Raw genomic sequence first — 24,276 nt, forward strand, 5'->3', positions numbered from 1 at the left:
CATTTATTCCATCGCTTCATAAATCGCGGTAATGATGCTCCCGTAACTGCCTGTTGGAAATTGATCACCCTCAAACACGTTAGGATTTTCCTCTGGATCAGCAACGGGCGAATGCTTTTTGTTTGTTAACAATGCGATGCCTAAATTGTAAGTTGGATCAATGATCGTAACTGTCCCTGTCCAGCCGGTATGCCCGTAAGCACTTTCGCTGGCATAGGAGCCAAACATCCATTCCATGCTTTTACTGCCGTTTCGCCGCCAGCCAAGAGCGTATGTTGGGTCTGTTGCTGAAGGTGCCGTGAACAGGCCGGCTGTTTTCTGATCAAATAAAGAAACGCTTCGGTATGATCCTTTGTTTAGCATGACTTGCAGCAGAATGGCCATATCATCTGCATTTGAGAACAATCCGGCATGTCCGGACACGCCTCCCATTGAGTAAAATGCTTTTTCGTCATGCACTTCTCCTTGCAGCGTATCTGTACGGATGTTAGGGAAATGAATAAAGAGATCCCGCGTATTGCCCATACGTTCAGTCGCTGCGAACTGCTTCGGTTTAAATCCTTTTTGCAACGGATTGTATAAGGTATGCTTCAGCCCCAACGGCTTGTAAAGTTCTTGCTCCGCATATACATCAAGCGGTTTACCGGTGAGATTTTCGACAATACTGCCGAGGAGCATATATCCTATGTCGCTGTATACGTGTTTTGTCCCTGTTTCATAATCGAGCGGAATTTTCGTTAAATATTCAATCGTTTTATTCCGGTCCTGAGAATAGTACATACCGGCTTTTTCCGGTGAGTAAAAGTAAAAGCTTGCGGGAAGTCCTGATTGGTGCTGCAGGACATCGATGACACGAATTTTGTTTTTTCCTTTTATGAGGTCTCCCGGCTTCTCCTTGAAATCAGGCAAATAAGCAGAAACCTTCTCATAGACGTCGAGTTTTCCTTGGCTGACTAAGCGCTGTAATGCAAAATTCGTTGCATACATTTTTGTATTTGAGGCCAAGTCAAACATCGTGTGGTTTTTCATTTTAACTGGGCGGCGCAGCAGCTCTGATCCTTCGTACTTTTTACTGTAGCCGTACGCTTCTTTTTTAATGATGCGGCCGTCCTTCACGATAACAAGAACGGCGCCTGGAAATCCTGCTTCAACATCCCGTTCTATCATCCGATCAACCTTCCTTAGTTTCTTCGACGAGAATTGTACAGTTTCTGAATTTATGGTTTTCGGCTCAATTTGGTTGTCTGCTGTTTGCGCGAAGGTTTCATTCGACACCAATATAGAAAAGGTTAAAATGGCACTGAATAAGGAAAGTGTCTTTGTTTTCATAGGCTTGCTCCTTTCCATGCTTCTATCCCGTTACTATCCCAAAAACAGAAACCATTTAATCGAACTGAGAAGCCATTTCATCTTTATATCCGAACGCGTAGGTCAATAAAAAGCCGGCCGCGTAGGAAATAAAGAGTCCGATGATATATAGGATAATTTGCGAAGACAGGACGAGAAAGGAAAGCGGCAGCCCGGAGACACCAATGGCAATGGTGGCTACCTGAAAATATGCTTGAAAAGCGCCGCCGATTCCGGCCCCTAAGCATGCTGTTAAAAACGGACGTCCAAGTGGCAGCGTAACTCCGAAGATTAGCGGTTCACCAATGCCGAGAAACCCTGGGGGGAGCCCGCCGGCGATCGCTTTTCTTAATGTTGTTTTTTTTGTTTTGACAAAGATGGCAAAGGCCGCACCTACCTGTCCCGCGCCTCCCATCGCCAGAATCGGGAGCAGAGGATCATTTCCAATTGAATTGATCAGTTCCATGTGCACAGGCGTCAAGCCTTGATGCAGTCCGGTCACGACGAGAGGAAGGAAGGTTGCGCCCAAAATAAAGCCTGCAGCGATGCCGCCGATGTCCAGGATGGACAGAAGGCCGGATGTAATGGCATCAGAAATGAAGCCGCCTAAAGGCATAAATAAAACATACGTTACGATTCCGGTGATTAACAGTGAAACGGTTGGAGTGACAATGATATCAAGTGATTGAGGAATAAAACGACGGATAAATTGTTCGGTGTAAGCGATGAATATGGCTGCGAAAAGAACTCCGATCAGCCCTCCCCTGCCCGGAAGAAGCTGTTCTCCGAATAAAACGATCTTTGCGATCTCCGGATTCAAAATCAAGATCCCCGCCAGAGCACCAAGAGCGGGTGTTCCGCCAAATTCTTTCGATGCGTTAATACCGACGAGAATGCCGAGATAAGTGAACAGCCCGGAGCCGATGACTGTCAAGATAATAGCGACTTGTGATTCTGCAGAGAGCCATTCGGCTTGAATGATTGCTTTGGTAATCCCAGTAATTAAACCGGAAGCGACGAGTGCGGGAATTAGCGGGATAAAGACGCTGGCAATTTTACGTAAGAAAAGCTTAAATGGAGTGGCGTTTTTTCGGTTTATATCGGCTTTCTTTTTGGCAGCTGCATCTTTGACATCGATATCTTCTTCTGCTGACACAAGCTTTGAGAAAGCGGCTGTGACATGATTGACGATTCCTGCTCCAAGGATGATTTGGATGGTTTCAGCTTCGACGACCCCCAATACGCCGTCAAGCTCTCTTAAAGCGTGAGCATCTGTATTGCTTTCATCGTAAGGCGTAATACGCAGGCGCGTCATGCAATGCGTATACGAGGAAATATTGGATTTTCCTCCGCATAGCTCAAGGATTTTCTTTGCGAGATGATGGTAGTTATTTTCTTTGCTCATCAAAACCCCTCCTCATCAAGATGCCTTATTTTTTTCTCATAGATTTTATGGCTGCTCTCGTTTTATCGATATATCCGGTTGTTTCTTCGTACCGCTCAGCCGCCATGCCTAAAAACAAAACATCAATCATAAAAAGCTGGGCGAGGCGGGAGGAAGTGGCTGCACTTCGAATCAGGGCTTCATTGGAGTGTGCCGTGTGCAACGGGACATCAGCCAGCGCGGAGACTGATGTCTGACTGAATTGTGTGAGGCTGATCGTTTTGATGCTTTTTTCCTTAGCCATCGTGAGCAGCTCAATGATTTCCTGCGTCTCTCCCGAAAACGAAATAGCGAATACGATGTCATCCTTATCTGCATTTGCGATTAATGATGCCACAAGATGAGTGTCTGTGAACGCGGTTGCTAGTTTATGAATGCGAAGCCACTTTTGCTGGGCGTCCTTGGCGACAATGCCGGAAGCCCCGACGCCGATAAAATGCACAGTATGTGCTTGGAGAAGCAGAGAAACCGCTCGTTCAAGCTCTTTATAGTCCATCAGGTCTGAGGTGTCTTGAATGGCTTGAATGGCATTGCCGGCCGCTTTTTCAGAAATGGAGGACAGCGGTTCGTGGGGCGCAATGTCCCGGTAGCCTTGAACAGCAGGCTTTGCCAGATCGCCTGCTACTCTCATTTTTAAATCTTGAAAACCCTTTAGTCCGAGTGATTTGCAGAGCCTGATGACGGCAGCATCACTTGAATTGGCTAAGGTGCTTATTTCGCTGACAGTGTTTTCTATTGCCCTGTGGGGATGAGTTAGGATGTAATCCGCAAGTTTACGCTCGGATGGAGGGAGCTTGTGCTTCATTGATTGGATGATCGCTAAACCGCCTGTTGCCATGCTCGGTCTCTCCTTATCATGAATGGTAGTTTTCGATTGCTTTGTCTATAAAACCGTTTGCTTCATCAAGCAATGTTTTAGCTTTTTCTTGATCTGTGCTTGTTTTGAGCATGAGGATTGCCGTTTTGACGTGATCATTGGCTTGTTCCAGTGTATGTCTGGCTGTGTCGTATGAAGCGTTAGTAAGGCTTTGGATGATGCTGATGGCTCGTTCTTTTAGTTTCTTATTGCTGACGTTGACGTCTACCATCAAGTTTTCGTAAACCTTGCCGATTTTGACCATTACTGCGGTGGATATCATGTTTAGAATCATTTTATGAGCGGTTGCGGCTTTCATACGTGTTGATCCTGTAATGGCCTCAGGGCCAACAACAACCTCAATGCTGTGATCAGCTTCCTTGCTGATAGCGGAATTTTCATTGCAGGTAAGGGCGATGGCGTGTGCTCCTACTTTACGGGCGTATGTGAGGGCGCCTGCGGCATAAGGTGTGCGGCCGCTTGCTGCAATGGCAATGACTGTGTCGTTTGACGTAAGCTGTATGTTTTTTAAATCTTCGGCTCCTGCTTCTTCACTGTCTTCAATGCCCTCTGCTGCTTGCAAAAATGCTTTGGGGCCTCCAGCCATAATTCCGATGACCTGATCCGGGCTTACGCTGTAGGTGGGAGGACATTCAACAGCATCCATGACACCGAGTCTGCCGCTTGTGCCGGCGCCTGTGTATATGAGCCGGCCACCATTTTGAAACGAGTTGTATGCGCAGTCTACAGCTGTTTTGATATCAGGGAGAACCTGCTGAACGGCGGCAGCGACTTTCAAATCTTCGTTGTTGATCATCTTGAGGATGCCGAGAGTGTTTGTTTTGTGGATTTCCGCTGTTTGGCTATTGCGTGATTCTGTTGTAAGCCGGTGAAGGTTTAATAGTTCTGACATGAGGATGCCCCCTGTTTTAAAATGATGTATCTTACTATTCAGTATATTCACTTCCGTTATGATATTTCAACTGGGTTTTATATTTTTGAAATTTTATTTCACCCGAGACTATAGGAAATAATGAAGAATCAGCTGTTCTCCAAGCGGCCCGATTTTTCGCCGTCCTTTATCTAGGAACCCGCTTTTCATATAAAGGTGTTTTGCGCGTGTGTTTAGGTGATTGACGGCCAAAATGATTTCATCGCACCATGGAAAATAACTGCTCACAAACGAGGGAAGCTGAAGCATTGCTTTTTTTGCATAGCCTTTTCCATGATGTACAGCGTTTAAAGACAGGGAGCTGAGCAGTAAAGCAAATGGATTGCTAGTATAGGGAGCAAGCGTTTCTTTTGATGTATGTAAAATGAAAAAGCCGACTGGCAGATTGTCATTTAAGATGACAGCCGGATACCGGTCCTGTATGCCTAAGGCCTGAGTCAGCACCTCTTTGGGGAGAGAGGTAAAGCGCTTGTCATCGTTGTTTAGGGTAAATGATTGAAGTTCCGGCGAATGTTCAGGTTTATAGAAGGATAAAGAAATGTCTTGAGTCATGGGGTGCCCTCCTTACAATATGTCGTCTAACTGGTTTTCTGAAATGACACGGCAGCCCGCTTGTTTTAGCAGTGCGGCGGTCACTCCGCTGCCGGCGATTTTTTTGCCAGTGAATGTGCCGTTATAAATGAAATTGCTTCCGCACGATGGACTGTTTTCTTTCAATATGACAGCGGATGCATTAATTTCTTTTGCGTAAGCTAATGTTTTAGCGGCGCCTTTCATATATAACTCTGTTACATCTTCTCCTGAGGCTGTCACGATTTTAGCGGTTCCATTGAGAACATCCTCGCCGGTGCCTCCGATGATTTCTGCAGGCTCACGGGGAGTGGAAAAGCCGCCGAGAAGCTCAGGACAAGCCATGACTGCTTTATTTTCATCGATGAGTTTTCTGATTTTCTCTGATGCGGCGTGAGAGCCGTTGTATCTGCATTCAATGCCTCCAAGGCAAGAACTGACTAGAATCATATTGGTTTCTCCTCTCTTGCTTCGCTTGTCTCTATCATAAAATAAATGACTAATGTTGGGAGGCTTTTTCAGTTAAAAAAGGAGTTAAAAAGTTTGAAAATAAAAAATTTAATTTTTCTCTTTACAAACAGGGGGTAACCTGTATATAATAACTTTTGTCAGATCGACGAGAACACAAACGGCCCGTTGGTCAAGCGGTTAAGACACCGCCCTTTCACGGCGGTAACACGGGTTCGAATCCCGTACGGGTCACCATTTGGAGGATTAGCTCAGCTGGGAGAGCATCTGCCTTACAAGCAGAGGGTCGGCGGTTCGAGCCCGTCATCCTCCACCATCTTGCCGGTGTAGCTCAATTGGTAGAGCAACTGACTTGTAATCAGTAGGTTGGGGGTTCAAGTCCTCTTGCCGGCACTGTCTTTGAAAAATACGGAGGGGTAGCGAAGTGGCTAAACGCGGCGGACTGTAAATCCGCTCCCTCAGGGTTCGGCAGTTCGAATCTGCCCCCCTCCACCATTATTGGGCTATAGCCAAGCGGTAAGGCAACGGACTTTGACTCCGTCATGCGTTGGTTCGAATCCAGCTAGCCCAGTCACAGACACCTTTGACCAAAAGGTGTCTTTTTTATTTTGTGAAAATCATTCCAACTTCTAACTATTCAGTCTGTATAATAATTTTAAAAATATGTTAAGGTAGTTTATTCACGAATTACCATCTACACCCTGCCAAAAATTTGTTAAACTTATTTTATAAAAAATTGAAACCTTTTAAAACGAAGCTCGTATACATACAGACCGGTGAAGGCAGAGGTTAGATAAATATGGAAATGATGATTAAAAAGAGAATTAAGCAAGTCAAAAAAGGCGACCAAAATGCATTTGCGGACATCGTAGATATTTACAAGGATAAAATTTATCAGCTTTGCTACCGTATGCTTGGCAATGTGCATGAGGCAGAGGATATTGCACAGGAGGCTTTCATCAGGGCGTACGTTAATATCGACAGTTTTGATATTAACCGGAAATTTTCAACTTGGCTTTATCGAATCGCGACCAATTTGACTATTGACCGCATTCGCAAAAAGAAGCCGGATTATTACCTCGATGCAGAGGTGGCTGGTACGGAAGGCTTGACCATGTATTCGCAAATCGCCGCAGACGGAGTTTTGCCAGAAGATGAAGTAGTGTCGCTGGAGCTCTCAAACACGATTCAGCAGAAAATTTTAAAGCTTCCTGACAAATACAGAACAGTTATCGTATTAAAGTATATTGACGAACTCTCATTAATTGAAATCGGCGAGATTCTAAACATTCCTGTGGGGACTGTGAAAACGCGGATTCACAGAGGCAGAGAGGCTCTTCGAAAACAATTAAGGGATCTTTAAGTGGGGTGATGAAATGAGCTGTCCTGAACAAATTGTGCAGCTTATGCATATGCATCTTGATGGAGATATCCTTCCAAAAGATGAACACGTATTAAATGAACATCTTGAGACATGCGAGAAATGCAGAAAGCATTTTTATGAGATGGAAAAATCTATAGCACTCGTCCGGAGCACATCGCATGTCGAAGCCCCCGCGGATTTTACCGCTAATGTCATGGCTAAATTGCCTAAGGAGAAGAAAAGAGCTTCTGTGAAAAGGTGGTTCAGAACCCATCCTGTTATCGCAGCTGCTGCGGTATTCATCATTTTGATGGGCGGAGGTTTTTTAAACAGCTGGCATAATGACCACAACTTCAGCGTGTCTAAGCAGCCGAATCTTGTGGTGCAGAACCATACTGTGATCGTGCCTGAAGGTGAGACGGTCAAAGGTGATGTCACTGTCAAAAACGGCAAGCTGATTATTAAAGGCAAAATAGACGGGGATGTAACCGTCGTAAATGGCGAAAAGTATATGGCCTCTGCTGGACAAGTCACCGGTCAGATTGAAGAAATCAATCAATTATTTGACTGGACATGGTATAAATTGAAGTCTGCGGGGAAAAGTGTACTCAATGCATTAAAACCGAACGAAAAAGAGTAAAGCGTGTCAGTTGCTTTGCTCTTTTTTTTTACGGGCTGTAAGAGCTGGCGCATTTCACTTGCCGAATCGAAATGTGGTATAATGGGCTCGCTATGTTAAGTACATATGCGTAACACGTAAAACACAAAAATACGAAATGACTGAAATCTTGGAGGACGAGGAAATGGCTTTTGAGGATATCCCTTTTTTGCAGTACCTCGGCAATGCCGTTGATATTCTCCTTGTTTGGTATGTGATATATAAACTTATTATGGTCATACGCGGCACGAAAGCGGTTCAGCTGTTAAAAGGAATTGTCGTGATCGTGCTTGTCCGTATGGCCAGCCAATATTTGGGCCTCGGCACGCTTCAATGGCTGATGGACCAAGCAATAACATGGGGATTTTTAGCAATTATTATTATTTTTCAGCCTGAGCTGAGAAGAGCGCTTGAACAGCTTGGCCGGGGCCGCTTTTTCTCAAGAAGCGGCACGCCTGTGGAGGAAGCGCAGCAGAAAACGATTGAGGCAATCACAAAAGCGATCAATTATATGGCGAAACGCCGTATAGGCGCCCTGTTGACCATTGAGCGGGACACTGGAATGGGCGATTATATTGAGACAGGCATACCATTGAATGCCAAAGTCAGCTCTGAGCTGCTGATCAATATTTTTATCCCGAACACCCCGCTTCATGACGGTGCTGTGATTATGAAGAATAATGAAATTGCCGCTGCCGCCTGCTATCTGCCGCTTTCGGAAAGCCCGTTTATTTCAAAAGAACTGGGTACGCGGCACAGAGCGGCTGTCGGTATCAGTGAAGTGACAGACAGTTTGACGATTATTGTGTCTGAAGAGACCGGCGGCGTCAGTGTGGCAAAGAACGGCGACCTTCACAGAGAGCTGACCGAAGAAGCGCTGAAAGAAATGCTTGAAGCCGAGTTTAAGAAAAACACCAAAGACACTTCTTCTAACCGCTGGTATTGGAGGGGCAAGAAAAATGGATAAATTCTTAAACAATCGCTGGGCTGTGAAAATTATTGCTCTGCTTTTCGCGCTCTTGCTTTATGTGGCGGTCAACAGCAATCAAGCACCGACTCCGAAAAAACCGGGTGAATCTTTCTTTCCGACATCAACAATTGATGAGGCAACACTGACCGACATTCCGGTCAAAGCGTATTACGATGATGAAAACTACGTCGTGACGGGTGTTCCGCAAACGGTTAATGTCACGATAAAAGGCTCGACAAGTGCCGTGAAAAAGGCTAGACAGACCAAGAATTTTGAAATATATGCCGACATGGAAAATTTAAAAACCGGCACACATAAGGTTGAGCTAAAGGCCAAAAACGTGTCGGATGGGCTGACAATCTCAATCAATCCGTCTGTTACGACAGTTACGATTCAAGAACGGATGACCAAAAGCTTTCCCGTAGAAGTGGAGTACTACAATAAAAGCAAGATGAAAAAAGGCTATTCTCCGGAGCAGCCGATTGTCAGTCCGAAAAATGTGCAGATTACCGGATCTAAAGATGTGATTGATCATATTTCTCTTGTGAAAGCTTCAGTGAACCTGGAAAACGCAGATGAAACGATTGAAAAAGAGGCAAAAGTGACTGTCTATGATAAGGACGGAAACGCGCTTCCTGTGGACGTGGAGCCCTCGGTCATCAAGATTACCGTTCCGGTGACAAGCCCAAGTAAAAAAGTACCCTTTAAAATTGAACGGACAGGAAGCCTTCCTGACGGTGTCAGTATAGCGAATATTGAATCCAGCCCCAGTGAGGTAACGGTTTACGGCTCGCAGGATGTGTTGGATTCTCTTGAATTTATAGACGGCGTCAGCTTAGATTTAAGCAAAATTAACAAGGATTCCGATATCGAGGCAGATATTCCGCTTCCTGACGGCGTCAAAAAAATCTCGCCGTCAAAGGTGACTTTGCATATAGAAGTAGATAGTGAAGCGGATCAGAAGTTTGAGAATGTCTCTATTAAGACTGTAGGGCTGAGCAGCTCGCAAAACATTGAATTTCTAGATCCTGATTCGCAAGCGATAGACGTGACGGCTAAAGGCTCTCCCAGCAATATAAAAAAACTGGAAAAATCAGATATTGAATTGTATGTGAATGTTTCAGATTTAGATGACGGGGAGCATAGCGTGAAGCTTGAAGTAAACGGGCCTCAAAATGTAACCTGGTCCTTGGGACAGAAAAACGCCAAAATCAAGCTGACGTCTAAAAAAAGCAATACATCAACTAATGACAACAGCAGCAATACATCAGGGAACCAGGATGACACAGGTCAACAAACGAATGATCAAAAGAACAACCAGCAAGATACAACGAAAAACAGCAATGATCAAAAACAAGACGAACATAAAGATCAAAACCAAGATCAGGATGAGGACGAATCTACTTCTGGTTCACAATCATCATCAGAATAAAAAAGGAGCGATTATAAAATGGGCAAGTATTTTGGAACAGATGGTGTAAGAGGTGTCGCCAATAGTGAGCTTACACCTGAGCTGGCCTTTAAAGTCGGACGTTTCGGCGGATATGTGCTGACAAAAGACAAACAACGTCCAAAAGTGCTGATAGGCCGCGATACACGGATCTCCGGCCATATGCTGGAGGGAGCCCTTGTCGCCGGACTTTTATCCATTGGCGCAGAAGTCATGCGTCTGGGTGTCATTTCTACACCTGGTGTATCTTATTTAACAAAAGCGATGGATGCAGAGGCAGGCGTCATGATTTCTGCCTCTCACAACCCAGTGCAGGATAACGGCATCAAGTTTTTCGGGGGAGACGGATTTAAGCTTTCCGACGAACAGGAGGCTGAAATTGAACGACTGATGGACGAACCGGAGGATAAGCTGCCAAGACCGGTCGGAGGCGATCTCGGGCTTGTAAATGATTATTTTGAAGGCGGCCAAAAATATCTGCAATTTTTAAAACAGACAGCTGATGAAGATTTCACAGGCATTCATGTGGCGCTCGACTGTGCTCATGGCGCAACATCGTCCTTGGCGACACACCTGTTTGCTGATTTAGATGCAGATGTTTCAACAATGGGCACTTCCCCAAACGGGTTAAACATTAATGACGGCGTCGGATCGACACATCCAGAAGCGCTCAGCGCGTTTGTCAAAGAGAAAAACGCCGATCTTGGCCTTGCGTTCGACGGTGACGGCGACCGCCTGATTGCGGTCGATGAAAAAGGAAATATCGTTGACGGCGATCAAATCATGTACATATGCTCAAAATACCTGAAATCAGAGGGCCGCTTAAAGGATGATACAGTCGTTTCAACCGTGATGAGCAACCTCGGCTTCTATAAGGCGCTCGAAAAAGAAGGCATCAAAAGCGTTCAGACAGCTGTCGGCGACCGATACGTAGTAGAAGCGATGAAACATGACGGCTACAATGTCGGCGGTGAGCAGTCAGGACATCTTATTTTCCTTGATTACAACACGACAGGGGACGGATTATTGTCTGCTATTATGCTGATGAACACATTGAAAGCGACAGGGAAGCCGCTGTCAGAGCTTGCAGCTGAAATGCAGAAGTTCCCGCAGCTGTTAGTCAATGTGAGAGTAACTGATAAATATAAAGTCGAAGAAAATGAAAAAGTAAAAGCTGTTATTTCTGAAGTTGAAAAAGAAATGAACGGCGACGGCCGGATTTTGGTGCGCCCTTCAGGCACTGAACCGCTCGTCCGTGTTATGGCTGAAGCGAAAACGAAAGAGCTGTGCGATGAATACGTAAATCGCATTGCTGAAGTTGTGCGGTCAGAAATGGGATTGGAGTAACGAAGCCTATCATCAGAGAGCGAACAAGACAAGCGAGGTTTACATATGATAATGGTGAGACATGCGGCAAAGTTGTTTAAAAAACAATTGACCGTGCATGGCACATGCTGTAAAATCAAGCTTGTCTTGTTCTTATTTTCTCTGAGGAAGAAAAGAAGGGATTATTGCTTCACCTATAATTATAGCGCCCGGACTAAGCGCCCGAAAAAAGGCTTAGTTGACGAGGATGGAGGTTATCGAATTTTCGGCGGATGCCTCCCGGCTGATTATGCAGATCACAGCCGTAAGGATTTCTTCAAACCAAGGAGGCGACTCCTTGCACAAAGAGAAATCACATGATCTTCCAAAAACATGTAGGAGGGGACGATTGAAAGTCCCCTTGAAATTCGACTTTCTTCGTCTCCTTTTACAATCTTAGGAGGAAGAAATTATGTGTGGAATCGTAGGTTATATCGGTCAGCTTGATGCGAAGGAAATTTTACTGAAAGGCTTAGAAAAGCTTGAGTACCGCGGATATGACTCTGCGGGTATCGCTGTTGCCAACGAACAGGGGGTCCATGTGTTCAAAGAAAAAGGACGCATTGCTGATCTTCGTGAAGTTGTGGATGCCAATGCAGAGGCGAAGGCCGGAATTGGCCATACTCGCTGGGCAACACACGGCGAACCAAGCTATCTGAACGCTCACCCGCATCAAAGCGCACTGGGCCGCTTTACACTTGTTCATAACGGCGTGATCGAGAACTATGTTCAGCTGAAACAAGAGTATTTGCAAGATGTAGAGCTCAAAAGTGACACCGATACAGAGGTAGTTGTTCAAGTAATCGAGCAATTTGTCAACGGAGGACTTGAAACAGAAGAAGCGTTCCGCAAAACACTTACACTGTTAAAAGGCTCTTATGCAATTGCTTTATTCGACAACGAAAACAGAGAAACGATTTTTGTAGCGAAAAACAAAAGCCCTCTATTAGTCGGTCTTGGAGATACATTCAACGTCGTAGCATCTGATGCGATGGCAATGCTTCAAGTGACCAATGAATACGTAGAGCTGATGGATAAAGAAATGGTCATCGTCACTGATGATCAAGTTGTCATCAAAAACCTTGATGGTGACGTGATTTCCCGTGCTTCTTATATCGCTGAGCTGGATGCCAGTGATATCGAAAAAGGCACATACCCTCACTACATGTTGAAAGAAACGGATGAGCAGCCTGTTGTCATGCGCAAAATCATCCAAACGTATCAAGATGAACACGGCAAGCTGTCTGTGCCTGGCGATATCGCTGCCGCTGTAGCGGAAGCGGACCGCATCTATATCATTGGCTGCGGAACAAGCTACCATGCAGGACTTGTCGGTAAACAATATATTGAAATGTGGGCAAGTGTGCCGGTTGAAGTGCATGTAGCGAGTGAATTCTCTTACAACATGCCGCTCCTGTCTAAGAAACCGCTCTTCATTTTCCTTTCTCAAAGCGGAGAAACAGCAGACAGCCGCGCGGTACTTGTTCAAGTCAAAGCGCTCGGACATAAAGCTCTGACAATCACAAACGTACCGGGATCAACGCTTTCTCGTGAAGCTGATTACACATTGCTGCTTCATGCAGGCCCTGAAATCGCTGTTGCGTCAACGAAAGCATACACTGCACAAATCGCAGTTCTTGCGGTTCTTGCATCTGTAGCTGCAGACAAAAACGGCATTGATATCGGATTTGACCTCGTTAAAGAACTTGGTATCGCTGCAAACGCAATGGAAGCCCTTTGCGACCAGAAAGACGAAATGGAAATGATCGCACGTGAATACTTGACTGTATCCAGAAACGCTTTCTTCATCGGACGCGGCCTTGACTACTTCGTATGTGTCGAAGGCGCACTGAAGCTGAAAGAGATTTCTTACATCCAGGCTGAAGGTTTTGCCGGCGGAGAGCTGAAGCACGGCACGATTGCTTTGATCGAACAAGGTACACCAGTATTCGCACTGGCGACACAAGAGCACGTAAACCTAAGCATCCGCGGAAACGTCAAAGAAGTTGCCGCTCGCGGAGCAAACACATGCATCATCTCACTGAAAGGCCTAGACGATGCGGATGACAGATTCGTACTGCCGGAAGTAAACCCAGCGCTTGCTCCATTGGTTTCTGTTGTTCCATTGCAGCTGATCGCTTACTATGCTGCACTGCATCGCGGCTGTGATGTTGATAAGCCTCGTAACCTTGCGAAGAGTGTTACTGTGGAGTAAAATGTTTAACCCCTTTGGTTGTTTTGTGGCTTTGAAATAAAGTCGCGATTTTTGTAAAAAGATGTGATGTTTAAAATAAAGTTACGACGTTTATAAAAATGTTGCGATGCTTTTTCCCTTAGATAATTTTTGTCTAAGGGTATTTTTCTATTTTAACTAAAGAGGCAGGTAACTAAAAATTATAAGGGGATTCCAATTGATTTTGGGTCCCCTTTTTACATAAATGATGTGACACCACTCTTACAAAAATGTAACTTTAATTTCAAATAATGTAATTTGATTCGATGGCAGGTCATCTAATTTTCTTTTACTATATTCTAAAAAGAGATTGGATGGTGTTGGGTTTGGATATTTCAGAAGTTAATATATCACTGTTTAGACTAGTTAATGACCTAGGAAAAGAACATCCCTTTTTGAATCCTGTATTTAGTTTTATTGCTGAATATATGGTTTTTTTACTTGCACTAAGTGTTCTTTTTATTTGGTTTACAAGAGATACGGATAATAGAATTATGATTCTTTGTGCATCTATCGCTTTCATTTGTGCCTTTACGATAGGGAAGGTTGCAGGGGTATTTCACTCGAATTATCAACCTTTTGTTGAATTGGGAGAGGTTAATAAACTGATACATAAAGAAAAAGACAATTCTTTTCCAAGTGACCATACAATTTTATTCTTCTCATATTGTATTTCATTCTGGCTCTTTAAGAGAGGCTGGTCAATTTTATGGGTATTGTTAGCTGTTCTTGTGGGAGTCTCCCGTATATGGGTTGGGGTTCATTATCCCTTTGATGTTCTAGCAGGAGTATTAATAAGCCTAGCAGTTTCAACTTTTATATATTTAACAATCCCTAAACTAAATGTTACTCAAACTACCATAAAAATTTATGGAAAATGTGAAAACATGCTTCTTTATCGCTTCAAAAGAAAGGAAAACAAGTCAAAAAACTTTTAGATTTATTCATCAATCGGGTGCTAATGTTCAAAAAATCGTAACCTAAAATGATCAAACTCTTTTATAAAGATTCCATCTGTATTCAAAACTGTAGAATCCATTTTGATCTATCTTTTTTTCTAAATGGATTCTTTAAATTTGCCGTAAACTGAAGGTTCATGTGTTATTTTTGATCATCCTTTATTTCACAGCTACAGTTTTAGCCAAAGGGGTTTTTTGTTTTAAAGATGGCTATGTTTAGTTTTACAAATATTTAAGGTTGCCAAAGAATATGAAAATATAAAGAAGGTATTTTCAGGGAAAGTGACATCTACGGAGAAATTGGGGAATTCTAGCGATAACAATATCCACAGCAGCTAGTTCAACCGATTTAAACACGGTAAATTTTTGGTCGTTAGGGCTGTTGAAAATAAAGTAGGAACCAGTATTCATTTATAGTTGCTAATTGAACTCAGTTATTTACTAAACAAGAAAATGATTATAAAATTTTTCTTGTATTTAAAAAAATTAAAGTGATAGATATCATAAGCCTTGGATAAAGATTCAGGATGTATATTTAAAGGGAAAGCAAGATTTCATACTTCATTCTCCGTATTCCAACATCTTGACAATGTTTAAAATTTAGCATATCTTATACGTAACGTAATAATCGGTGCAGATGTTTATTTTCGCCATTCTAAATCATTAGGCCTTTAGCATTCTTTTGATATTTAATTTTAAATCTTGACTGGATGAAAAAGTATTCTAATATTAAAAAGGAAAAGTAACATAAATCGATTTATTTTATAATCAAGGGACTAAATGAAAGTTTTAACGATGATTCCTTTAGAAGGAAGTTAAAATATAGCTTAAAGCTAAATGACCAATAATAAGGTAGCTCTTCAAAAAACTTCACTGAAGTTAGTTGAAGTGAAGCCGACAATTTTCAAGATTCAATGATCTAAAATTATCATTGAAATTTTGAAGTTGTCGGTTTTTTTATTGGAAAAAAATAGAGATGAATAAAAATTGTAATAAATGATAGAAAAATATGATCTGACTTAAAGGTCTTTTGAACAATAATGACATTTAAAAAGGGAGAAGTTAGAATGTTAGTTTCGTCATCATTATTAACATTATTTTTTATGATGCTTATTGCATCTGGGATAAGCGGACTATTGTTTTTACATCCACGCGTACCCTTGAGCTTTATTCGCATTCATATTGGTATTTTGGCTTTACCACCGTTGGTATCCTTAGTCATTCTTGCCAATGGCAGTGTGAATGGAAATGTGGGCCCTTGGTACTTAGATTCCTTAGCTTGGTTAATGGCTTTCTTTGTTTTAGCAATTGGCCTAATCATTCAGCGTTTTTCTGTACGTTACTTAATGGGGGATCGATCTTATCGAAAATATTTTGCGCTTTTTACTTTCACTACAGGTGCTGCTTCAATTGCATGGTTAAGTGGTGATCTCCGCCTGATGGTTGTTTTTTGGGGAGCAACTCTTGTCGGTTTAACCTTACTTATCAGGTTAAACAGTGCATGGCAAGTGGCTAGTGAAGCAGCCAAGGTTTCTGGCCGCTTATTTTTGTTAAGTTGGTTTTCTTTGTTTTTCGCGATGATTTGGCTTTTTCAAGTCACAGGCCAATGGCAGTTATCATTGGTTTTAACAAATGAAAGTTTAGCTCAACTGGGGGGATGGGAGAGAACAGGGATTAATCTATTGATTGTATTAGCAGTGATCATTCCCGCAGCTCAATGGCCATTCCAAAGATGGTTAATTGAGTCTATTGTTGCTCCAACTCCTGTTTCTGCGATTATGCACGCAGGTTTAGTCAATGCAGGCGGGATTATACTAGCCCGGTTTTCACCTCTATTTAATGGTGGTATAGCTTCGATTATTTTACTTATGCTTGCTGGGATCTCTGTATTGATTGGAACTGGCATTAGTTTAGTCCAGGTTGACTATAAACGCCAGTTAGTAGGCTCCACGATTGGACAAATGGGGTTTATGCTCATTCAGTGTGCATTAGGTGCGTATGTAGCAGCCATTATTCATCTTATTTTACATGGTTTATTCAAAGCTACGTTGTTTTTACAAGCTGGTTCAGCGGTACGGTCTCATGAAGTATCGGCTGGCGTTAATATAGGAACATCCTATTTATGGATCATGGGTGGTCGGATTTTATCCTTAGTTATAGGGGTTTCTTTTTGGCTCACGGCTCCTGATGAGGGGTATCAATTCATTAGTGCGCTAATCTTAGGGTGGTCATTGTCCGTTTCTTGGACTCAGCTCGTAGCTTTTGGAGAGGGAAGACTTGGCCGAATTGTTGGCATAACATTTTTAGGAGGAGCAGCTCTCGTATATTTTATCATTCATAGCCTCTTCTATGAGTGGTTGCATACAATCGCTTTTCAAAGTGTTCAGCCTCCAATGTCAGCTGTGATCATTGTCGTATGTCTCTTACTATTTGGCAGTGCTTTAGGTACGTGGGTTGCTCGTCATCGTTCTTCCGTTTTCTTCGCAGTACTCTATCTTTGGTTAGTGCGATTAGGTGAAGCAAAACCAAAGACAGTAGAGAGACATCCAGACTACCTTAAACAATATTTATCATAAGGAGGTCATCAATGATGGGCATTACATCTGAATTAACGAAAGAAAATGTAAAAAACAAAGATGTAGATCTTGATGTTCAAGAAAGTGATATTCACGTTTTAATTGAATCTGCCAGCCGAGTGATTGCGCCGCTTTGGCCTATTTCTACCTTTGCTGCACGCAATCCGTGGATGGGTCTCGAAAACCAACCTTTTGATCAGGTTGCAAGCTGGTTGAAAAATACCCGTGATGTTGATATATACCCTAGTGCGTCTTTGATCCATTCAGCAAAGAATAAAGGTGAGATTGATGAAGATTTTGTGGAAATGGGGCTGCAGAGTTGGTTGGATTCACATTCCTTTACTATCCCGCGGGACGCGGCAGAACGATTTTGTCGTGCTGGATTAAAATTAGATCCACTGCCTTCCGACCTTTTATCATCGCATAAGCTGGAGAAATTGGTGAATGAATGTAGTGGATTGGATCGTATCGAGAATATTTTTATGCAGCCAATAAGTTCATATATAGAGAATCAAGATGGTGAAAGGTTAATCAATATACTAGATCATCATGTCATTAAGTGGTGTAAATTATATCTTGATGACTCTCAAGCAGGTTGGACAATGCCCAATCGTGATGAAGGTTTTTATCGTGCTTGGCAGCATCTGATTCAATATGATCCAGCACTTAGTAAAAAGCAGCGTGAAAGATTAAAAGGCTGGCCGCAAGAAGCACACTTGGCTTTACAAGAAGTATTATTCGCACTAGAAATCCCCGAATCAGAAATCCAGAGCTATCTTGAAGGTCATTTACTTTCCTTACCTGGATGGGCAGGGATGATGCTTTGGCGCTCCCAACAATCGAGCCATGAACATGCACTTCTAACAGAATATTTAGCAGTTCGAATATTGATGGAGCGTGCCTTTGTAAAGCCTTATTTACCTTTGGCTAATCAACGACCTGAGAAAAAAATGTCGATTACGCCCCTTTTAGCAGCTTGGATCCATTGGGGGGACCTTGCAATAGAGGAATGGTCACAGATGTCGGCCGATGAACAAAACGAATATTTATCATTTGCCTACAGCTTTGATGAGAACCTTCGCAGGAAACTTTGGTTAGAAGCTTGGGAACAAACACACACAGATCGATTAAGTCAGAAGATCATCTCGAAACAACACGAAACCAACGGTAAAACATCGGCGTTAGCTCAATTAGCATTCTGCATCGATGTCCGATCAGAACCTTTTCGCCGTCAACTAGAAAAAGAAGGCCCGTTTGAAACGATTGGTATTGCCGGTTTCTTCGGGGTGCCGATTGCAACTTGTGAACTTGGCAGTAAACACAGTCATGCCTCCTTGCCGGTCATACTAAAACCGCAACATAAAATAAAAGAGTTCGTAGATGATGATGTACTCGAAAAATACAACCAACGCAAAAAGGCAGTTTATTCCGTAAGCCATACATTTAAAACGATGAAACAGAATGTGCTTACGAGCTTACTTCTGCCTGAGCTAAGTGGACCTTGGCTAAGTCTGCAAATGGTAGCGCGTAGCTTTGTACCAAGAAAAGCAGATCGTTTCATTCGTAATCTCCGTGAGACTTGGTTACGCAAACCTGATACAAAACTCTCGCTTCATCATGTTTATGACACAGAGGCAGAGATACCTGTTGGTTTTTCTGAAGAAGAAAGAGTGAACTTTGCTCGCCAAGCTCTAAAAATGATGGGGTTAACTGAGAATTTCGCACCATTAGTCGTGATTTGCGGGCATGGCAGTCAAAGCGCCAATAATCCTTATGCAGCAGCTCTTGACTGTGGTGCTTGCGGTGGAGCTGCCGGCGGATTCAATGCAAGAGTTTTAGCTGCTTTATGTAATCTTTCAGAGGTAAGAGAAGTTCTTTTAACTGAAGGAATTAAAATCCCTGAGGATACCGTTTTCGCAGCCGCTGAGCATAAAACAACAGTGGATGAATTACATTGGATTTATGTTCCTGAACTTTCCGAAGCTGCACAAGAAGCATTTGATCGTATCGAAGCTGTTATGCCGAAAGTGAGCCATAATGCAAATGCAGAACGTCTAGCCCAATTACCGAATTTCCAAAAGGAACTTAAAAATCCGAAGGCTGAGGCACACCGATTTGCGGAAGATTGGAGTGAGATACGTCCGGAATGGGGACTAGCTCGTAATGCCGCTTTTATCATCGGCCAACGTGAACTAACTAAGGATTGTGATTTGGAAGGAAGAGCCTTCCTTCATAATTATGAATGGAATCAGGATGAAAGCGGTGAACTCCTAGCAAATATTATTGCAGGGCCTGGAACTGTGGCCCAATGGATTAATTTACAATATTACGCATCAACGGTCGCACCTCATTATTATGGCAGCGGAAATAAGGCAACTCAAACCGTTACTGCAGGTCTCGGAGTTATGCAGGGGAATGCAAGTGACTTGTTAGCCGGACTGCCTTGGCAATCCGTCATGCAATCAGATCAAGAGGTTTATCATTCTCCTCTTCGTTTGCTGGTTGTCATCCAAGCTCCTAGAGATTATGTAGAACGGTTATTAAATAATGATTCAGTATTTCGAGAAAAAGTTCAAAATGGATGGATTCGACTGGCTAGTGTTGATCCAGATGGACGCTGGGAAAACTGGTAACTATTCATATGGATTCGTTACTCAATACAAAAATGATAAACATAAAGAAGAGGTGTGCTGTATGAATGTAAATAAAAAAGTATTATTTTTGACGGACATTGAAAACGGCTTGGAGCCTATTTTACAAGAAGTGACTAACACTCCAGCGGAAAATATGCTGACGATACAAAGCTATGGTGCCGTTATCTCACGTCCCTATGGAGAAATCATGAGGTCTGTTATCATTGCAATTTATCAGGAAGATGTTGAGGAGGTTTTTGTTGTAGGCACAAAAGATAAGAGGACTTCCCCAGGCAATGTACGAACTCAACTTGAAACAATGAAAGATAAAATACAAACATTGGATTATCTTTTTCAAAATTGCAAGCCTGAATTTTTTGGTGGTACAGTCGATGAATGGCTAGATGGAAATGAAAATAGTATTGTCGCTATTGAAAAAAGCGTGGAAATCATTCGCCATCATCCACTAGTGCCGTCAGATGTTAAAGTTAGAGGTTTAATCGTTAATCCAAAGGATGGAACATCTTCAATTGTGGATGCTCCTGCTGCTAAAACAGGTCAAGCCTCACCTGATCATTGCTTGTCATGATGGAAACGGAAGGAGTTAACCTCTAAGCACTGAAAAAAGCAGTTTTAAGGAGAAAGTATGGCCGCGAATTTAACTGATTTTGTAACGAAAACAATAGAGGAAATGAGTCCGTTTGATCGTGAAAATATAGAATGTATGAAAAAAGTAATGAGAAAAGCAATTGATTTTTATCATTTGAAATCTTATGAAGAAGTTGAGGAAACCCACTTAGGAAGCGTTCGATTTTTGCATGTACACTCTATTATTGAAGAAAATATGTTATCCAAAATGATAGTCGTCACAAGAAACGGTAAAACTGATTTGGATATTGAAGATGTATATGCAGGACATGTTGTAAGAGAATATTAATCAGACGAAATAACGAATATGCCAATTTTTTTGCTCAGGAGATGTTTTATAAATGAAAAAATCGAAAGGTTCTTTTGAATCAGAGATCAGTAAGTCAATTACGCAATGGGAAAAGGATTATCTTGGGCGTGGGTCTGTATCTGTTAAGACCGATATCTTGCGGGACATGATCATTGTTAATTTAAAAGGAATTTTAACACCAGCTGAATATGCAGTTTGTGGATCAAAAGAGGGTATGTTATCTATCAAACAAACTCGTTCGGAGTTAGTTGAATCAGGTATAGAAGAACTTAAGGATATTATCCTGACGATAACCGGAGAAGAAGTGACAAGTTTTCATACTGATTTAAGCTCTCGGACAGGTGAACGAGTGATGGTGTTTAAATTATTTAATGATCTTGAGAAGAATCTTTGATGTAAAGAATTAAAATGTTTTATTAAACAATCTATTCAAGCCCAAGTGGAGGGCTGAAGCATTCAAGGTTGTCATATTTTACTTTTTTAAACACGATGGAAGTTATGATAAATTGAACATAATCAGCTGCCGCTTCTTTTGACTTACAGTTATGCCATCATTAATGATTTTTCATTCATAATCTAAGCGGACGCAAAGAGATATCAATTTATAGCACACTGTCTTGTTATTCCTGAAGATTCAATGGTTTCATTTCGAAAGATCTAACATCCGCTTTTGTTACGAGCGGATGTTTTTTACATCTATTTAAATAATGAATTTGATGCTAGTGGATTGATCACTTGATCGATATTAAACTCATTTTAACTGGAAGTCATGAAAACATGCTTCGGAACTGAAAAAAGTCTTCAGATTTTTAATGTCTAAAAAGAAGTCAGTTGCCAAAAAACGAATTGACATATCGGAATATAACGATATAATAATTGGTATGGAACCAATTGAAGTATTCAAAGCCTTATCAAATGAATCAAGGCTGCAAATTTTACAATGGCTGAAGGAGCCTGATCGTCATTTTGCACCCCATGAAGGGATTGATATGAACACAATCGGGGTATGTGTCAGTCAAATAACAGACAAATTGAAAATGACGCAATCGACGGCTTCTCAATATCTTACCATCCTTTTAAGAGCCGGCCTGATTAAGGCGGAACGAATCGGAAAGTACACGTATTACAAAAGAGATGAAGAAGCCATTGGGAAACTTGCTGACTTTCTTAAAACAGAGATATAAAAATAAACATCAAAGGATGTTTATTTTTACACTATACATATCGACATATTACGATGTGTTTATTTTTTATAATAACATATCGATATTTCGTGATATGTTTATTAATGATTAAGGAGTGAATGCTATGTCTAATACTTGGAAAATTTATATTTTAGCCATTGTCAGCTTTTTAGTTGGAACCTCAGAGTACATCATTTCGGGAATTTTGGATCAAATTGCTCATACTCTCGGGATCACTTTGGCTGCCGCGGGCCAGCTTATTACGATCTTTTCACTTGTATATGCTCTTTCCACACCCGTACTTATGGCATTGACAGCAAGTATGGATAGACGCAGGTTGATGATGTATGCCCTCGGTTTGTTTGTGTTTGGCAATGTCCTGGCTTTTGTACTGCCTGGTTATGGATGGTTTATTGCTGCTCGGATCATTATGGCGATGGGAGCAGGTGTGGTTGTTGTCACCGCATTAACGATTGCCGCTAAGATTGCATCGGAAGGGAAGCAAGGTAGTGCCATCGCTACTGTTGTTATGGGATTTACCGCCTCTTTAATCATAGGTGTTCCGCTTGGAAGAATGATAGCAGTAGCATTAGGCTGGAAGTCTGTATTTGGTGCAATTGCTTTGTTGGGATTGATCGCAATGGCCGTTATATTCTTTACTCTTCCGCATACTGAAGGGGATAAGCCTGTACCTTTGCTTCAACAGCTTTCTCTTTTCAAAAAACGGAAAGTGGCGATAGGATTATCAATCACTTTCTTCTGGCTCGGGGGATACTCTGTTGCTTATACCTATCTGTCACCGTATCTCTTGAACATTTCAGGAATAAGCGGCAAGTTGCTTAGCGGTGTTTTGCTTATATTTGGAGTTGCCAGTTTAGTTGGATCGAAATTTGGGGGATTAAGCACCGACAAATGGGGAGTGTCTTTTACACTTGTTGGCGGAATGACATTGCATATCGTCGCACTGATTCTGCTGTCATTTGTCACTCATTCCTATATCGGAGTGTTGGTGATTCTCATATTATGGTCGTTTGCCGCATGGTCTACCGGTCCGACACAGCAATTTCACTTGGCTACAATAGAACCGGAAATGTCAGGTGTTTTGCTCAGCATTAATCAGTCCATGATGCAACTCGCCATGGCAGTCGGCGCAGGGATAGGGGGAGTTTTTGTAGAAAACGTATCATTGGCCTCGATTACCTGGATTGGTGCATCAGGGGTTATGATTGCAATTATGGCATCATTGCTGATTTTTAATTCACAACCGAAACAGGCGCTAAAAGATATCAATCAATAATCTACTGCTTTGTTTGGTTCATTTCGAAAGATCTAACATCCGCTTGTAAATACAAGCGGGTGTTTTTTACAAGTTGTTCAAAGTCCGTTCGTCCACAAGCCTTCCAAGGGCCGACATCGTTCTGTATGTGTCGAAGGCGCACTGAAGCTGAAAGAGATTTGCCGGCGGAGAGCTGAAGCACAGCACGATTGCCTTGATCGAACAAGGTATACCAGTATTCGCACTGGCAACACAAAGAGCATGTAAACCTATACATCCGAGGAAACGTTAAGGAAGTTGCCACTCGCGGAACAACACTTGCATCATCTCACTGAATGGACTAGACGGTGCGGATAATAGATTCGTACTGCCGGAAGTAAACGCAGCGCTTGCTCGTGTTGGTTTTTGTTGTTCCATTGTAGCTGACGTTTACTATGCTACACTGCATCACGGCCGTGATGTTGATAAGCCGCGTAACCTTGCGAAGAGTGTTACTGTGGAGTAAAATGTTTAACCCCTTTGGTTATCTTAGCCAAAGGGGTTTTAGTATGAATATTTTATTTAAATTAGAGGAGAATTCATTTAACTAAAGTCATTGCTTTATATAATCACTAAAATTTATTTGGAATAATCTCTTGATTTAATTTCCTCGCAGAGATTGTTTGAGATTAAGATGCTCCACTTATATCTATTTAATGTAATTTTTAGGATAATATACAAAATTCCCCTTACTTCGACAATTGCAATCTGGTATTATCGTATCGCATGGAAGCTATGTCTATAGACTCTATGCAAAATTGAATTGAGAGGAGGTTTTACTTATGAAAAGAAACCAAAAAGAATGGGAATCTGTGAGTAAAAAAGGTCTTATAAAGCCAGGGGGTACTTCGATTGTAAAGGCTGCCGGCTGTATGGGCTGCTGGGCCTCGAAGAGTATTGCTATGACACGTGTTTGTGCACTTCCGCATCCTGCTATGAGAGCAATTTAACATTTGAGAATAGGGAGTTGAGCAT

The 24,276-nt window shown here is 42.3% G+C and carries 21 protein-coding genes, 5 tRNA genes and 1 pseudogene; 21 read left to right on the forward strand and 6 right to left on the reverse strand.

The features are described 5' to 3' along the window. Window positions 1-3: 3 nt before the first annotated feature. The 6 genes from pbp4b to ABZM97_RS01120 form a co-directional block, all read right to left on the reverse strand. Window positions 4-1,329, reverse strand: coding sequence for a penicillin binding protein PBP4B (gene pbp4b, locus ABZM97_RS01095; RefSeq protein ID WP_367387128.1), 1,326 nt, complete (start codon window positions 1,327-1,329; stop codon window positions 4-6). A gap of 55 nt (window positions 1,330-1,384) precedes the next feature. Beyond that, on the reverse strand, window positions 1,385-2,752 hold the full coding sequence (locus ABZM97_RS01100) for a PTS transporter subunit EIIC (protein WP_087991999.1): 1,368 nt from the start codon (window positions 2,750-2,752) through the stop codon (window positions 1,385-1,387). 25 nt (window positions 2,753-2,777) lie between these two features. Continuing rightward, complete coding sequence (locus ABZM97_RS01105) at window positions 2,778-3,629, reverse strand: MurR/RpiR family transcriptional regulator (RefSeq protein WP_087992000.1); 852 nt, start codon at window positions 3,627-3,629, stop codon at window positions 2,778-2,780. A 16-nt stretch (window positions 3,630-3,645) separates the two neighbouring features. Then, window positions 3,646-4,560, reverse strand: a complete 915-nt coding sequence (murQ, locus tag ABZM97_RS01110) for an N-acetylmuramic acid 6-phosphate etherase (protein WP_367387129.1) — start codon at window positions 4,558-4,560, stop codon at window positions 3,646-3,648. A gap of 108 nt (window positions 4,561-4,668) precedes the next feature. After that, entirely contained in the window at window positions 4,669-5,151 is a 483-nt protein-coding gene (locus ABZM97_RS01115) for a GNAT family N-acetyltransferase (RefSeq protein ID WP_202329099.1), read from the reverse strand. 12 nt (window positions 5,152-5,163) lie between these two features. Next, window positions 5,164-5,619, reverse strand: coding sequence for a DUF523 domain-containing protein (locus ABZM97_RS01120; RefSeq protein WP_289346327.1), 456 nt, complete (start codon window positions 5,617-5,619; stop codon window positions 5,164-5,166). Between the two features lie 180 nt (window positions 5,620-5,799). On the opposite strand from ABZM97_RS01120, the gene ABZM97_RS01125 reads away from it, so the two are divergent. The 21 genes and pseudogenes from ABZM97_RS01125 to skfA all read left to right on the forward strand — a co-directional run bounded on the left by ABZM97_RS01125 (window position 5,800) and on the right by skfA (window position 24,251). Continuing rightward, window positions 5,800-5,874: transfer RNA gene (locus ABZM97_RS01125), tRNA-Glu, on the forward strand. Window positions 5,875-5,877: 3 nt separating this feature from the next. After that, window positions 5,878-5,953: transfer RNA gene (locus tag ABZM97_RS01130), tRNA-Val, on the forward strand. A gap of 4 nt (window positions 5,954-5,957) precedes the next feature. Next, window positions 5,958-6,030 (forward strand) — tRNA-Thr (locus tag ABZM97_RS01135). Between the two features lie 17 nt (window positions 6,031-6,047). Then, window positions 6,048-6,132, forward strand: a tRNA-Tyr gene (locus ABZM97_RS01140). A gap of 4 nt (window positions 6,133-6,136) precedes the next feature. Beyond that, window positions 6,137-6,208: transfer RNA gene (locus ABZM97_RS01145), tRNA-Gln, on the forward strand. A gap of 228 nt (window positions 6,209-6,436) precedes the next feature. Next, on the forward strand, window positions 6,437-7,000 hold the full coding sequence (gene sigW / locus ABZM97_RS01150; RefSeq protein WP_087992004.1) for an RNA polymerase sigma factor SigW: 564 nt from the start codon (window positions 6,437-6,439) through the stop codon (window positions 6,998-7,000). Window positions 7,001-7,013: 13 nt separating this feature from the next. Continuing rightward, complete coding sequence (rsiW, locus tag ABZM97_RS01155) at window positions 7,014-7,640, forward strand: anti-sigma-W factor RsiW (RefSeq protein ID WP_087992005.1); 627 nt, start codon at window positions 7,014-7,016, stop codon at window positions 7,638-7,640. Window positions 7,641-7,803: 163 nt separating this feature from the next. Further along, a complete protein-coding gene (cdaA, locus tag ABZM97_RS01160) occupies window positions 7,804-8,625 on the forward strand; it encodes a diadenylate cyclase CdaA (RefSeq protein ID WP_087992006.1) in 822 nt (273 codons plus the stop codon). Then, complete coding sequence (cdaR, locus tag ABZM97_RS01165; RefSeq protein ID WP_087992007.1) at window positions 8,618-10,060, forward strand: CdaA regulatory protein CdaR; 1,443 nt, start codon at window positions 8,618-8,620, stop codon at window positions 10,058-10,060. Before cdaA ends, cdaR begins: the two co-directional genes overlap by 8 nt. Before the next feature lie 18 nt (window positions 10,061-10,078). After that, window positions 10,079-11,425 (forward strand): phosphoglucosamine mutase, encoded by a 1,347-nt coding sequence (gene glmM / locus ABZM97_RS01170; protein ID WP_087992008.1) that lies wholly within the window; start codon window positions 10,079-10,081, stop codon window positions 11,423-11,425. A 430-nt stretch (window positions 11,426-11,855) separates the two neighbouring features. After that, on the forward strand, window positions 11,856-13,658 hold the full coding sequence (gene glmS, locus ABZM97_RS01175) for a glutamine--fructose-6-phosphate transaminase (isomerizing) (protein WP_087992010.1): 1,803 nt from the start codon (window positions 11,856-11,858) through the stop codon (window positions 13,656-13,658). A gap of 332 nt (window positions 13,659-13,990) precedes the next feature. Continuing rightward, window positions 13,991-14,614: an undecaprenyl-diphosphatase gene (locus tag ABZM97_RS01180; protein WP_367387464.1), complete on the forward strand. Its 624-nt coding sequence runs from the start codon at window positions 13,991-13,993 to the stop codon at window positions 14,612-14,614. Between the two features lie 1,088 nt (window positions 14,615-15,702). Next, entirely contained in the window at window positions 15,703-17,211 is a 1,509-nt protein-coding gene (locus ABZM97_RS01185; RefSeq protein ID WP_367387130.1) for an NADH dehydrogenase subunit 5, read from the forward strand. Window positions 17,212-17,225: 14 nt separating this feature from the next. Next, window positions 17,226-19,844: a DUF2309 domain-containing protein gene (locus tag ABZM97_RS01190; protein ID WP_367387465.1), complete on the forward strand. Its 2,619-nt coding sequence runs from the start codon at window positions 17,226-17,228 to the stop codon at window positions 19,842-19,844. A 61-nt stretch (window positions 19,845-19,905) separates the two neighbouring features. Next, complete coding sequence (locus ABZM97_RS01195) at window positions 19,906-20,433, forward strand: carbonic anhydrase (protein ID WP_087991765.1); 528 nt, start codon at window positions 19,906-19,908, stop codon at window positions 20,431-20,433. Window positions 20,434-20,490: 57 nt separating this feature from the next. Next, complete coding sequence (locus tag ABZM97_RS01200; RefSeq protein WP_253268779.1) at window positions 20,491-20,781, forward strand: DUF6407 family protein; 291 nt, start codon at window positions 20,491-20,493, stop codon at window positions 20,779-20,781. Between the two features lie 52 nt (window positions 20,782-20,833). Next, complete coding sequence (locus ABZM97_RS01205) at window positions 20,834-21,196, forward strand: DUF2294 domain-containing protein (protein ID WP_202329087.1); 363 nt, start codon at window positions 20,834-20,836, stop codon at window positions 21,194-21,196. Between the two features lie 487 nt (window positions 21,197-21,683). After that, window positions 21,684-21,986, forward strand: a complete 303-nt coding sequence (locus ABZM97_RS01210) for a helix-turn-helix transcriptional regulator (protein WP_003234907.1) — start codon at window positions 21,684-21,686, stop codon at window positions 21,984-21,986. 124 nt (window positions 21,987-22,110) lie between these two features. Beyond that, window positions 22,111-23,283, forward strand: coding sequence for an MFS transporter (locus ABZM97_RS01215; RefSeq protein WP_253268780.1), 1,173 nt, complete (start codon window positions 22,111-22,113; stop codon window positions 23,281-23,283). A gap of 123 nt (window positions 23,284-23,406) precedes the next feature. Further along, a pseudogene (locus ABZM97_RS01220) lies at window positions 23,407-23,767 on the forward strand (glutamine--fructose-6-phosphate aminotransferase); the annotation flags it as partial. A gap of 316 nt (window positions 23,768-24,083) precedes the next feature. Continuing rightward, entirely contained in the window at window positions 24,084-24,251 is a 168-nt protein-coding gene (gene skfA / locus ABZM97_RS01225; RefSeq protein WP_019257315.1) for a sporulation killing factor, read from the forward strand. Window positions 24,252-24,276 lie beyond the last annotated feature (25 nt).

Origin of the sequence: Bacillus vallismortis, from assembly GCF_040784915.1 — a bacterium.
GTDB lineage: Bacteria > Bacillota > Bacilli > Bacillales > Bacillaceae > Bacillus > Bacillus subtilis_G.

Bases quoted from the DNA above. Each gene is read 5' to 3' on its own strand.
- ABZM97_RS01105 (WP_087992000.1), bottom strand. From the start codon at position 3,629: ATGGCAACAGGCGGTTTAGCGATCATCCAATCAATGAAGCACAAGCTC.
- ABZM97_RS01200 (WP_253268779.1), top strand. From the start codon at position 20,491: ATGGCCGCGAATTTAACTGATTTTGTAACGAAAACAATAGAGGAAATG.
- cdaR (WP_087992007.1), top strand. From the start codon at position 8,618: ATGGATAAATTCTTAAACAATCGCTGGGCTGTGAAAATTATTGCTCTG.
- sigW (WP_087992004.1), top strand. From the start codon at position 6,437: ATGGAAATGATGATTAAAAAGAGAATTAAGCAAGTCAAAAAAGGCGAC.
- ABZM97_RS01180 (WP_367387464.1), top strand. From the start codon at position 13,991: ATGGTGTTGGGTTTGGATATTTCAGAAGTTAATATATCACTGTTTAGA.
- ABZM97_RS01195 (WP_087991765.1), top strand. From the start codon at position 19,906: ATGAATGTAAATAAAAAAGTATTATTTTTGACGGACATTGAAAACGGC.
- ABZM97_RS01185 (WP_367387130.1), top strand. From the start codon at position 15,703: ATGTTAGTTTCGTCATCATTATTAACATTATTTTTTATGATGCTTATT.
- ABZM97_RS01210 (WP_003234907.1), top strand. From the start codon at position 21,684: ATGGAACCAATTGAAGTATTCAAAGCCTTATCAAATGAATCAAGGCTG.
- ABZM97_RS01215 (WP_253268780.1), top strand. From the start codon at position 22,111: ATGTCTAATACTTGGAAAATTTATATTTTAGCCATTGTCAGCTTTTTA.
- murQ (WP_367387129.1), bottom strand. From the start codon at position 4,560: ATGTCAGAACTATTAAACCTTCACCGGCTTACAACAGAATCACGCAAT.
- ABZM97_RS01190 (WP_367387465.1), top strand. From the start codon at position 17,226: ATGGGCATTACATCTGAATTAACGAAAGAAAATGTAAAAAACAAAGAT.
- glmM (WP_087992008.1), top strand. From the start codon at position 10,079: ATGGGCAAGTATTTTGGAACAGATGGTGTAAGAGGTGTCGCCAATAGT.
- ABZM97_RS01120 (WP_289346327.1), bottom strand. From the start codon at position 5,619: ATGATTCTAGTCAGTTCTTGCCTTGGAGGCATTGAATGCAGATACAAC.
- ABZM97_RS01115 (WP_202329099.1), bottom strand. From the start codon at position 5,151: ATGACTCAAGACATTTCTTTATCCTTCTATAAACCTGAACATTCGCCG.
- ABZM97_RS01100 (WP_087991999.1), bottom strand. From the start codon at position 2,752: ATGAGCAAAGAAAATAACTACCATCATCTCGCAAAGAAAATCCTTGAG.
- glmS (WP_087992010.1), top strand. From the start codon at position 11,856: ATGTGTGGAATCGTAGGTTATATCGGTCAGCTTGATGCGAAGGAAATT.
- cdaA (WP_087992006.1), top strand. From the start codon at position 7,804: ATGGCTTTTGAGGATATCCCTTTTTTGCAGTACCTCGGCAATGCCGTT.
- pbp4b (WP_367387128.1), bottom strand. From the start codon at position 1,329: ATGAAAACAAAGACACTTTCCTTATTCAGTGCCATTTTAACCTTTTCT.
- rsiW (WP_087992005.1), top strand. From the start codon at position 7,014: ATGAGCTGTCCTGAACAAATTGTGCAGCTTATGCATATGCATCTTGAT.
- ABZM97_RS01205 (WP_202329087.1), top strand. From the start codon at position 20,834: ATGAAAAAATCGAAAGGTTCTTTTGAATCAGAGATCAGTAAGTCAATT.
- skfA (WP_019257315.1), top strand. From the start codon at position 24,084: ATGAAAAGAAACCAAAAAGAATGGGAATCTGTGAGTAAAAAAGGTCTT.